The sequence below is a fragment of the uncultured Victivallis sp. genome (assembly GCA_944389935.1).
Taxonomy (GTDB): domain Bacteria; phylum Verrucomicrobiota; class Lentisphaeria; order Victivallales; family Victivallaceae; genus Victivallis.
Genome location: CALXOE010000027.1, coordinates 1 through 11,288, shown reverse-complemented (window position 1 = coordinate 11,288; position 11,288 = coordinate 1). Strand labels below are relative to the sequence as shown.

Genomic DNA, 11,288 nt, shown 5'->3' with positions numbered 1-11,288 from the left:
CGGGGAGGGGGGAGGCTCAGCGGCCGCCCGCCCGCAAATATGCGGCCACGGCTTCGCGTTCGGTGATTCCGAGCGGCCGAAAGGCGCCGGACTCCAACTTTTCGCGCAGCGGCGGCGTGCTCACGAGCGAATAGTTCGTGAGTGCCAGCGTGAGGGTTTCCGGGGCGTCCGGCGCGCGCCAGCGTTTCCCGTCCTCTTCGATCTTCAACCCGGAAAAGGCGAAGACGCTGCGCCCTCTGCGGCTGGCGGCGCCGATCCAGTTCAGCAGTTCCGCGAGCTCCTCGCGCGTGAGTTCGACCGTGCAGAGCTCGTTCTCATACGGCAGCAGCGTGAAGAGCCCCTCGTTCGTGACCGCGCAGGGAATCCCGAACTGCGGCAGGGCCGAAACGGAGAAGAGCGCCGCGTCGCTCCGGGCGGCCCGTCGCACCGCTTCCGCGCCGATGCGGCAGATCGGGGCGGTATTCTCCCGTTTCTCCGGCAGCCGCAGCGGCGTCTCCGTCGTGGCGATGACGGTTTCGGCATACGGTTTGTACCGTTCGAGGAAAGGGCGGAGCACACGTTCCGTCCCCGCGTCGGGGGCGGGTTCGTCGCCGGGGCGCAGCAGCTCCGAGGTGAGCCGCTCAAGTCTGCCCGACTCGTCGTCGAAGACGGCCCGGATCCGGGCGACGCATCCGGCGTAACGCCCCGCCTGAACGAACCACGCTCCGGAGATGCGGACCCCGCGTTTCTCCTCGTGGCTGTGCCCCGCGAGCACGAGATCGATCTCCGGGAACTCCGAGAGGAAACGGAACATCGTCCCCGGCGGCGTGTAGATGCCGGAGTGCCACGCCAGAACGATCAGATCCGGTTTCGCCGCAAGCACTTCCGGCATGATTCCGCGCAGCGCGTCCCGGTTCGGCCGGAACGTCCAGCCGGAATCGGGCATCAGCCGGTCCGGCATCTTCGGATCGGTCATGCCGATGACCGCGATGCGATGGCGGCCCCGTTCGATGAGAATCCACGCTGCCGGTTGAAATTCCGGGCGGCTGAATTCCGCGCCGAGTGTTTTCCCGCGGAAGTTCCGGGCGGCCCGGACGAGCGCTTCCGGGCCGAATTCAAAGTCGTGATTGCCGGGAACCCAGACGTCGTAGTCGAGCTCGTTCAGCAGAGCGGTCATGATTTCTCCCCTGCTGTGGCGCGAGAGCAGCGTTCCCTGCAGCGTATCGCCGCAGTCGATGCGGATCGCATCGGGATTTTTCCGCAGCAGCGGCGCGAGACGGGCGAACGCCTCCGCCCGTCCGTGAATGTCGGTCGTGCAGAAAATCTCGACTTCACCGGCGCTCCCGGCCAGGCAGACGCCGATGAGCAGCAGGAGAGCCGGAATTCCGCGCAAAAATCTCATACGTGCTCCGTTCCGAAGATCCGGTCGCCCGCGTCGCCGAGCCCCGGCACGATGTATTTGTTCTCATCGAGCCGCTCGTCGAGACAGCCGGTGAAGACATCGATTCCGGGATGGCGGGCTTCAAACACGGCTTTCCCCTCGGGCGCGCTGATGATCGTGACCGCCGCGATCCGCCGGAATCCCGCCTGTTTCAGCAGGTCGGCCGCGGCCGCGAGTGAATTCCCCGTCGCGAGCATCGGGTCGAGCAGCAGTGCGAACGAGTTCGGCGTCGCTTCCGGCAGTTTGCAGTAATATTCGCGCGGCAGTCTGGTCACATGGTCGCGCTCGAGACCGACGAATCCCGCCGCCGAGTCCGGAACGAGACTCTGCGCCGCCTCGAGCATGCCGAGACCTGCGCGCAGGATCGGAACGAAGACGATCGCATTCGCAATCCGGTACCCCGTCGTCTCCGCGAGCGGAGTTTTCACCGGAAAACTCTCGAGTTCCACTCCCCGCAGCGCCTCCGCGGCGATGAAGCTGGTGACTTCCCGCACGCACTCCCGGAAACGGACGCACGGCGTGGTACGGTCGCGCAGGATCGAGAGTTTCGCCCTGACGCATGGATGGTCGACAATATGAAGCATAACTGCCCTTTCTGCTGAGATTTTTTTCAGTATACAACCGCAATCGCGTTTCCGCAACCCGAAAAACGGCAAAAAAACGGAAATTTCCCGCTCTTCGCACTTGAAGAATCGCAAAGAAAAGGCATATTAATAGGCATTGCCGTTTGCGACCGGCTGCGGATGGAAGTTGAACTGCGCTTTCCTCCTCCGGTTTCATCGGCGGTCAATATCGTGTTTTTCATTTGTAAATGCAATTCAAACATATGAGGTGAAGAGTATGTCCCAGCATCCGAGTCTCCGCGTCGGCGGAAAAATCCGCAAAATCCGCAATGTCATGAAGCGTTTCGAGCGCATCAACGTTCTGCGTGCCGACGGCCGCATCCCCGAGGACAAGGTTCTCGGGCTGCCGAAGACCAAGCCGGTCGAGATGTAATCCGTCGCAGAACGGAATGGAGGAAACGCGGGGCGGAGCGATCCGGTCCCGCGTTTTTTCATATTTCCCGGAGGGAGGCGCACATGCCGGAATTCGGAACATTCGACACGCTCACGCCGGAGGTGATTTTCACGGCGGCGGAAGAGGCGTTCAACTGCCGTTTTTCCGGCGTGCTCCTGCCGCTGCCGTCGTACATCAACCGGGTTTACGAGATGGAGTCGGCGGACCGGGAACGGTTCATCATCAAATTCTACCGCCCCGGACGCTGGAGCCGCGCCGCTCTGCTGGAAGAGCATGTGTTCACGCTCGAGGCGCGCGAGGCGGAGATTCCGGTGATCGCCCCGCTGCGGCTCGCGAACGGGTCGACGCTCGGCACGGCGCCGGATGGAACTTTCTTCGGCGCTTTCCCGAAACGGTGGGGCAGGGGACTCGAACCGGAGTCGGACGCCCCCGTCTGGCGGCGGCTCGGCGCTCTCATCGGTCGGCTTCACACGGTCGGGGCGGCCCGCGCCGCAAAGCACCGGATCCGGCTCGACCCGCGCGGGAATACGCTCAATGAAGTCGCGCATCTGCTCTCCTGCGGCGTCGCCTCGGAACGGGTGCTGCCGGCGCTCACTTCGACGCTCAAGCGGCTGCTGGCCGCACTTGCCGAACGCTACCGCCCCGGGGAGACGATCCGGCTGCACGGCGACTGTCACAAGGGCAACATCCTCGAACGGCCCGGCGAGGGACTCATGCTGATCGACTTCGACGACATGCTCTCCGGACCGCCGGTTCAGGATCTGTGGCTGCTGCTGCCGGGGCCCGTGGAGGAGTGCGCGTTTGAACTCGGTGAACTGCTCGCCGGTTACGGTTCGATCCGGAATTTCGACCGCTTCTCGCTCGACCAGATCGAGCTCCTGCGCGCCATGCGGATGATCTACTTTCTCGACTGGTGCGCAAAACAGCGGTCCGACAGCGGATTCGCCGAACGCTATCCCGACTGGGGAACCGACTCGTTCTGGCGCGCGGAGATCGCCGCGCTCGAAAATCAGCTCGCCGTCATCGCGGAGTCGTAAGGGGCGGTTTCACGGCCGTCCCCCCGGGGGAAGCGGAGCGGCGGGGGCGGAGGCGGCGGGGGCGGAGTCGAGAAACTCCTTGAGTGTCATCCAGTAACGCTCTCCCGCTTTCAGCAGGATATTGTTGTGTCCGGCGCCCTCGACGGTATAGAATTTCTTCGGTTCGTTCGCCGCCTCGAAGAGTTTTTCTCCGTGAGCGTGAGGAATGATCCGGTCGGCATCGCCGTGAATGATGAGGAGCGGCATCTCGATCTTCGCAATGCGGTCGATGTTCGGGAAGCGGTCGAACGGCAGAAAATCCATCCCCGCCACCGCGAATGTGCTCAGAAACGGCGCTTCGAGCACGAGCGCCCGCGCTTTCACCTTTTCCGCGAGATGGCACGACGGACCCGTCCCGAGCGAAAATCCGTGGATCACGATCGACTCCGGCGCGATTTTTTGTTCTTCAACGAGCCATGTCCAGACCCGTTCGATATCGCGGTAAGTCGCGGATTCGGACGGGGTTCCGCCGCTTTGACCGTATCCCTCGTAATCGTAGGCAGCGATTCCGCAGCCGCGTTCGACGTACTGCTTCATGCGGTAGCGGATCATGCCGAGATCCTCGGCGTTGCCGTGGCTGTAGAGCAGCACGACTCCGTTTTCCGGCGGCGGCGAGTAACGGACCGCAATGCGGATCCCCGGCTCGACTTCGAGCATGGTCACATCCGGCGGCTGCGGCGATCCGCCCGGCGGCTGAAAGATGATCGAATCGGCCACGCATCCCGTCGCACACGAAATCAGGCCGAAAGACAACGCCGCGATCGCAAGGCTGATGAGCCCGGCGCGGAGCGTCCTGAACACTCTTTGCCGTTTCCGATTCCGGGCCGGCCGCTCGTCGTTCTGCTGTAGAGCATCCATCATTCAAGTCCGCTCCTGTTCCATTGCTCCGGGTCGAACGGGGCCCGCCGGCCGGGGCAGTTCTCCCGACGGCAGAGCCGGCAGGTCGCGAAATCGTGTTCCGCGGCAAACAGAACGCCCGAGGTGCTTTTGCATGGGACCATCAGCAGGGAATCGGTCAGTTCGACGCCGATCAGCTCCGGAATCCTGCCCCCGAAAATCCCGTCGAAGAGTTTCGTCTGCTCCTGCAGCGGCCAGACTCCGGCATCGCCCGAGCCCGGCGCCATTCCCGCCAGACGCGGAATGCCGAAGCGGCTCATGATCTCCCTGCGCAGCGCGGCGCTGGCATGGTGCAGCAGCTCCATGCGCAGCTCCTCCAGCCAGAATTGTTCGAGCGGATCGGGCGACTCTTCGAGTTCGGCGGTCTCCCGTCCGCAGGTGGCGCAGCAGGCGAAGAGCCGGCGGCGGCCGCCGAGCTGGGCGGCGAGCACCCGGCTCTTCAGCGTCACCCCCGCAACCGTGACCGTATCGGCGGTGACGGCATCGACCGTGCAGTCGCGATAGACCGCACGGGGGCGCCCGATCGCGTTCACCCGTTCGACCAGCGACTCCCAGGATCGGCGCAGTTCCCCGTCCTCCTCCGCCAGATAGACCCGTTTCGCCAGCTCCGCCGCGTTCAGCCGGAACGGAATCGAATCCAGAACCATATATTCACTCATGCAGCCCCCCTGATCCGGTTTCCCATACAATACACCGATCCCGCGTAATTGCAAGCGTCGCCGCCCGGGCGGAACGAAATGCGAATCCGGCTGAAAAAAATGCGCATCGGCAGTTGCAAATCGATCGATCACGCAGTACAGTATGCCTCATTCCGTTTCCCTGCACACTCATCCGGAGTGCGGATTTTTCCGTTTTGCGGCATCGGCGGCCGGGGAAGCGGTTTTGCGGAGTGTCCGGACGGGGACACAATAGAGAATCCCGCGGAGACCTTCCGGGTTTCCGTTCGAGTGCGGAGGTGAAAGGTGCGTATCGATAAATGGGACAGAATCCGGGCGGTTGCGGTCTATTGCGGCTCGCGCACGCCGGAGAATCCGGTTTACACCGCCGGCGCCGTCCGGCTGGGGCGTTTCCTTGCGGAACACGGGATGACGCTGGTCTTCGGCGGCAGCAATACCGGAACGATGAAGAGCGTCGCCGACGCCGTGCTCGAGAACGGCGGGCGGGCGGTGGGGGTGTTCCCCGCGGAGTTCCCCCGGACGCTGCTGCATCCCGGGCTGAACGAGAGCGTGATCGCGGCCGATCTTGCGGAGCGCAAACGGCTGATGCTCGACCGTGCCGACGTCTGCGTCGCGCTGCCCGGAAGTTTCGGAACCTGGGACGAACTCTTTGATGCGCTCGCACTCCGGAAGATCCGGTCCGGCCATGTGAAGCCGGTCGGCGTGCTGAACATCGACGGTTACTTCGACGCATTGCTCGCGTTTATCCGCCACAGCGTCGAGACGGGATTTACGAGCGCCCGGCACGCGGGGCTTCTGAAAGCGGCCCCGACGCCGGAGCTGCTGTTCCGCCGGCTCGCGGGGTCTCTGGTCCTCTCCGGGGAAAACAACGGGACGGAAGAGGAATGCGGAAACCGGACCGTTCCGAATGTCAATCAAAAACCTGAATGATGAGGAAAGGAATCAGGATGAAACGGAGATCAGGTTTCTCATGGTACGGCATGGCCGGGGTCGGCGCGGCTCTGCTGTTTTTCTTCGGCGCGGGCGGCGGGCTGCCGTCGGTCGGCGCGGCCGATGACGAAGTTCTGGAAAATTCGGTGGAGTCGGCCGATCCGGTCTACGCGGAACTCGAAAAACGGGCCGCGCAGAACGATCCCGACGCATGGTTTGAACTCGGCAAGCTCTATTTTGAGGGTTTCGGCTGCGAGCAGCCGCCCTGCGAATGGGCGCTGCGCTGTTTCCGTAAGTCCGAAGAGCTCAGGCCGAATGCCGAGGTCAAGATGTTCATCGAGCTCTGCGGTCGGCGCCTCGCCGCGGAAAAGGCCGCGGAGGAGAGCACCGGCTCAACCGTCTCTCCGATGGAAAAGGCGCTGGCGGCGCACTTTCAGGAGATGCGTCGGCGCCTCGGCTCCGGGAACGTCGATGCCGTGCTCGAGCAGCTGATCGCCGCCTCTCCGGAGATGGACGGGGAGGCGTTCGCGCTGCGGCTGGTGAAGCTCCCCGGCACGATCCGGCTGGCGGGGTGGAATTTCGATCCTGCCGGCTGCCGCAGGCATATTCGCGAGAACACGATCGATGACCGGGAGGGGTTTTCGCGCTGGATGACGGAGGATTTCAGGGAGATGCCGCTGTCGGAGAATCTGCTGGCGGTCAACCCCTCCATCCGGGTGATCAACCATACGCTTGAGGAGTTCGCCGCGCGGGCGCTGAATCAGACCTATCTCCCGTGCGGGGAGTCCGAGCTCGCCGGATTCCGGAAACTCATCCTCGGGACGGACGAATCGACGGATCAGGTCGATTTCGCCGGCTGGAAGATCTCCGACGACGTCTTTTTCACGATCATGACCGATAACAGCGGTGCGTGGCGGCTGCGCAGTTACCGGTTTCTGCTCCGCGAGAAGGGACGTTTCTACTGGTTTGGAGAATACGACTGCATGCCGGACGAGCGGACTGCCGCCGCCGTCGCCGGTTTTCTGCTGCGCGAACCGAACAGCCTCAACAACATCGCCGTCCTGCTCTCCGAGAGCGGCTGCGATGCGGACGCCGTCGTCGAAAACCTTTTGAAAGAGGCCGATGAAAAAGGGTGTGTCGCGGCAAGTTACAACCTCGGACTCTTCTGCCTCACGCACAAACGCAAGGCGGAGGCGCAGAAATGGCTTCAGAAAGCGCTGAAACGGGAGTCGGAGCTGCGGAACTCTCTGCTGCTTGAGTGAGGAAGCGTCTGCACCGGAAAGAAACGGAGGCCTCCCATGAAAATACGGGTCGTCGGGCAGATCTGGTATCGGGAACACGGCTGGGGCGGGAATCCGGCTCCGGTTTATGACCGGCCCGAGTCGGAATTCTGGCGGGAACACAACTTCATCACGATCCGCAATTCCGGAGTCGATGACGAGAACTGCGCCGTGCCGGTTTCGGGGCCGAATATCCTGAAGCTGCAGTTCGACGACGTGATCGACGTTGCCGAACCGCGGCTGGTTCCCTTCACACCGGAGATGGCGCGGCGGATCGCGGAATTCGTCGCTGCCGTCGACCGCAGCCGGGAACTCTTCATCAACTGCGCGGCCGGAATCAGCCGTTCCGGCGCGGTCGGGGAGGTGCTCGACGAATACTTCAACCGTTATCTGGAACAGAACGAACTCGATCACCTCCATTTCGCGAGGTTCAGCAGCCAGATTCAGGGCAACTCCCTCGTGCGGAGGCTGCTGCGGCGAGCTCTCAAGCTCACCTGCGACGGATCGTCCGCTCCGGGGGCGGAGTGAATTCGCCGTCATGGAGTTGCGGAGGCGCCGCGGAAGATGTGGCGGATTTCCGCGCCGGAATTTGCAAAATAGCGGAAAACATGCTAGATTACAGCAGTTCATGAGATCAGAGGAGGATATCACGATGAAACAATGTTATCGTTCCGGTTTGTTTCCCGCCGTACTTGCCGTCGTCTTTCTGCTCGGATCTGCCGCCGTGGCAGGCGAGGGGGAGACGCCGGCGCCGACTGCGGCGGACCGGCAGGAGACGGTCACCCGGACTCCCGCCGCGGATGAGCAGGAGCAGCAGGTCGCGGAGACTCTCCGGAAAACCACGCACGGCCGCAGCATGTTGTCCCGTGACGACGGCGGCGATCCCGAGAGCGGGCGTTTCATGCGCGCGCTCACCGCATGTATCCGTTCTTTCACCGGCAGCGCCAACTAAGGCAAGGAGGTATTCCATATGAATCGTCCCGGCAATCAGAAGCAGCAGGAAGAGAAGAAGAACCCGGCCGGAAAAATCGTTGCCGTTGTGATCGTTCTCGTCGTCATCGCCGCCGCGGTGATGATCGGAATCCGGATTCCCGACACGATGGAGCTTGAGCGGCAGATGGATGCCGCCGCGCTTGCCATCTCCAATGACGGCGTGACCGCGCTCGCCGGCGCGATTGAGCAGCATCCGCGCGCCGCGAACAGAGCCGGAGCGGTTCTTCTCGTGAACGAGATGATCGGCGTGATGGTTTCCGAAGCCGTGCCGAAAACCGATTTCCGCACGCTCGAGAGCATCGAAAAGGAGCTCAATGAAAATACGGCCTGGAAGCCCTATGCGTCCGAAGCGAACCGGAAGATCCTTGCCGACGCCTGGAACGAGGTGATCAGGCGCATGCAGGAGGAGCACGACAAACTCGTTGACCTCAAAGCGGTTGCCCTCCGGATTCAAAACGCCCCGGTGCCGCGCATCGCGGATATCGCGGAGTTTTACGACTTCAAACTTCCGGCCGGATTTGCGGCTGCCCGCCCGGTGCAGATGGCGACGGCTTTTGCGGCTGCGGTCGCGATCAAGAATCAGGAGCTTGCGGCCTCGATTCTCGGCGATGCCTCCGACCCGGAGGCTCTCCGGGCCGGGACGGAAGAGCCCTGCCGCGAATGTGACAGCAAGGGGAGCGTCCCCTGCCGCAGCTGCACGGCAAATCCCGGCAAATGCCCGACCTGCAAGGGAACCGGAGTGATGAAGGTCAGCCGCCTGGTCGACAATCAGGTGCAGGCGACCGAACAGCCCTGCACCCGCTGCAAAGGAACAGGCGAGTGCGTCGTCTGCAAGGGCACCGGGAAACGCGACTGCTTCTACTGCAAGGGAACGGCCCGCCGCACGAATACCGACATCGCAGCAATGACGATGAAAAAAGGTCTGAAAAATCTGATCGACCAGATCGACGCTCAGGCCGGTGAACTCGAACGGCTGAAATCCAAAGCCACGCCGTAACTGACGTACGGAGTCGAGACGATGCCGATCCAGTGCATACAGATTCCTGCGGGCACCGTTCTGGCCGGTTACCGGATTGAGTCGGAGCTGGGGCGGGGGAACAACGGCGTCGTCTATCTCGCCAGACAGGAGTCGCTTGATCGGGAAGTGGCGCTCAAGGTCCTGCTCCCGGAACTCGCTGCCGAGCCCGGGTATGTCACGAGTTTTCTGCGGGAGGCCCGTCTGGCGGCCCGCCTCGACCACCCGAACATCGTGCAGGCGTATGACGCCGGACCGACCCCGGAGGGGTACTATTACTTCGCGATGGAACTGGTGATCGGGCCGTCGCTTGAAGATGTCCGCCGGAACACTCCGGAGAAGTTGACATTCGATCTGATTTTCCATCTCTCGATCGAACTGGCCGACGCGCTGGAGTATGCCTGGAGCATTCATCACATGACCCACGGCGACATCAAGCCGGGAAATCTGCTGATTTCGCAGGAGACCGGCGGACTCAAACTCGCCGATCTGGGGCTGGCGCGGGTGAGCGGCAGCAAATCGGGGGAGGATATCATGGCGACTCCTCTCTATGCCGCGCCCGAAGTGATCCGAGGTGAAAAATCCGATTTCGGCGTGCGAAGTGACCTCTACAGTTTCGGCGTGATGCTCTATGAACTGCTCTGCGGTTCGCCGCCGTTCGTCGGGAGTCCGGAGAAAGTTCTCGAGCAGCATCTTTACTCGACTCCGCAGCCGCTGCTGACCCGGAATCCGGATCTGGATCCGAAGCTGGTTGCGTTCGTCGAGAAGCTGATGGACAAAGATCCGGAGAAACGACCGGCAAGCTGGGCTGAAGTGCGTGAATTCTTCTCCTCGATGCTGGCGGATTCCGAAGCCGACTCCGGCGCGGCAATTCAGGCGATCATCTCTTCCGAGAGGAAACGCAAGTCGTTTCGGATCGTGGTCGTCTGGTTTTTCCTGTTGCTGGTGCTGGCGGTGCTCGGGGCGGTGCTGTTTCTTGTGATCCGGCTTCAACAGCTTGAGCCGGAGCCGATTCACGCTTCTCCGCTGCCGTCTGTCGAGCCGGGCCGATCCCGGCAGACGACGAGTCCGTCCTCCTCCGGAGCGCTGCCGGATTTGTCGGTGCGTCTCTCATCGGAACCGGCGGTCTCCCCGCCGTCAAACGCTTCGGACTCCCGCCCGGGCAGTGAGCAGACTCCTCCCCCGGCCACACGGCAGCCGGAGAAGAGAGCGCCGCGGCTGTCGCGCCGGGGCAAGATGTTTGATCCTCCTGTCAGTGAACGATTTTTGCAGGAGGAGAATCAGAGGGTTCAACGACTTTTCACGATTTTCCGCGGTCAAATTCCGGAGTCCTGGCGGAAACAGGCGGATCAGGTGCTCAACGGGAGTCACCGACTGCTGCTTCAGCTCCGGCAGGCCGGGATGGAGTCCAGGCGGATCGACCGACTCGAGTTCAATCCGAACGAAAAGGATGATATCGCCTGGATTTCCAACGGACCGGTGAGCGGAACGTTGATCGTCAATCCGAACGTGCCGCCGATCCGGATCGCCCGGGCTCTGGGAGAGGGGCTGTTCGAGGCCAATTCCGAACGGCTGGGACTGCCCCGGGATTTGAAACGGGAGTTCGGCGAAGCGTTTGCGTATTTTGTCGAACAACGTCTCGCGGGGAAAGCCACGCCGAATCCGGGTAACCGCGTGCTGGTTCACTGCCGCCATTCGCTGCCGTTGTTTGTGTTGATGCTGCAAAATCGGAACATGCAGCGCAACCGTTGAGCCGGGAACGCCGCTGATGCCGCGCTCCCGTCCCGGCTGCCGGATTTTCTCCCTCGCCCGCTTCCTTTGAAAACACTCCCGGCAGAGAAATGTCATCCCGCCGGGAGTGCTTGAACTGAGCCGCTAGCGCGGCAGGGAAAGCGAAACGAGAATGTCCAAATGAAGAAAAATCGCTGGTGATTTGACAAAAAAAGAGATACCGTGATTAATATAATCAAGTTAATCACAACC

Annotated in this window: 12 protein-coding genes; 8 read left to right on the top strand and 4 right to left on the bottom strand. The window is 62.4% G+C overall.

Annotation, left to right across the window (positions count from 1 at the left end; genetic code table 11):
- Positions 1–16 precede the first annotated feature (16 nt).
- Together Q0J85_RS09280 and upp are read right to left on the bottom strand one after the other, a co-directional pair.
- Positions 17–1,381, bottom strand: coding sequence for a metallophosphoesterase (locus Q0J85_RS09280; RefSeq protein WP_294480695.1), 1,365 nt, complete (start codon positions 1,379–1,381; stop codon positions 17–19).
- Entirely contained in the window at positions 1,378–2,004 is a 627-nt protein-coding gene (gene upp, locus Q0J85_RS09275; RefSeq protein WP_294480692.1) for a uracil phosphoribosyltransferase, read from the bottom strand. The genes Q0J85_RS09280 and upp overlap by 4 nt, the downstream gene beginning before the upstream one ends.
- 256 nt (positions 2,005–2,260) lie before the next feature.
- Between upp and Q0J85_RS09270 the strand changes: the two genes are divergently transcribed.
- Positions 2,261–2,416, top strand: a complete 156-nt coding sequence (locus tag Q0J85_RS09270; RefSeq protein ID WP_294480689.1) for a small basic protein — start codon at positions 2,261–2,263, stop codon at positions 2,414–2,416.
- Positions 2,417–2,499: 83 nt separating this feature from the next.
- A complete protein-coding gene (locus tag Q0J85_RS09265; protein ID WP_294480687.1) occupies positions 2,500–3,474 on the top strand; it encodes a serine/threonine protein kinase in 975 nt (324 codons plus the stop codon).
- Positions 3,475–3,483: 9 nt separating this feature from the next.
- On the opposite strand, the gene Q0J85_RS09260 is transcribed toward Q0J85_RS09265, so the two are convergent.
- A complete protein-coding gene (locus Q0J85_RS09260) occupies positions 3,484–4,374 on the bottom strand; it encodes an alpha/beta hydrolase (protein WP_294480685.1) in 891 nt (296 codons plus the stop codon).
- On the bottom strand, positions 4,371–5,069 hold the full coding sequence (locus tag Q0J85_RS09255) for a hypothetical protein (RefSeq protein WP_294480682.1): 699 nt from the start codon (positions 5,067–5,069) through the stop codon (positions 4,371–4,373). Before Q0J85_RS09255 ends, Q0J85_RS09260 begins: the two co-directional genes overlap by 4 nt.
- A gap of 303 nt (positions 5,070–5,372) precedes the next feature.
- On the opposite strand from Q0J85_RS09255, the gene Q0J85_RS09250 reads away from it, so the two are divergent.
- From Q0J85_RS09250 to Q0J85_RS09225, 6 genes are all read left to right on the top strand, one after another.
- On the top strand, positions 5,373–6,017 hold the full coding sequence (locus Q0J85_RS09250) for a TIGR00730 family Rossman fold protein (protein ID WP_294480680.1): 645 nt from the start codon (positions 5,373–5,375) through the stop codon (positions 6,015–6,017).
- Positions 6,018–6,034: 17 nt separating this feature from the next.
- Entirely contained in the window at positions 6,035–7,279 is a 1,245-nt protein-coding gene (locus tag Q0J85_RS09245; protein ID WP_294480675.1) for a hypothetical protein, read from the top strand.
- A gap of 36 nt (positions 7,280–7,315) precedes the next feature.
- A complete protein-coding gene (locus tag Q0J85_RS09240; protein ID WP_294480672.1) occupies positions 7,316–7,825 on the top strand; it encodes a hypothetical protein in 510 nt (169 codons plus the stop codon).
- A gap of 124 nt (positions 7,826–7,949) precedes the next feature.
- Positions 7,950–8,249: a hypothetical protein gene (locus Q0J85_RS09235; protein ID WP_294480669.1), complete on the top strand. Its 300-nt coding sequence runs from the start codon at positions 7,950–7,952 to the stop codon at positions 8,247–8,249.
- 18 nt (positions 8,250–8,267) lie between these two features.
- Positions 8,268–9,287, top strand: coding sequence for a hypothetical protein (locus Q0J85_RS09230; protein WP_294480667.1), 1,020 nt, complete (start codon positions 8,268–8,270; stop codon positions 9,285–9,287).
- Positions 9,288–9,308: 21 nt separating this feature from the next.
- Positions 9,309–11,057, top strand: a complete 1,749-nt coding sequence (locus tag Q0J85_RS09225) for a serine/threonine-protein kinase (RefSeq protein WP_294480665.1) — start codon at positions 9,309–9,311, stop codon at positions 11,055–11,057.
- Positions 11,058–11,288 lie beyond the last annotated feature (231 nt).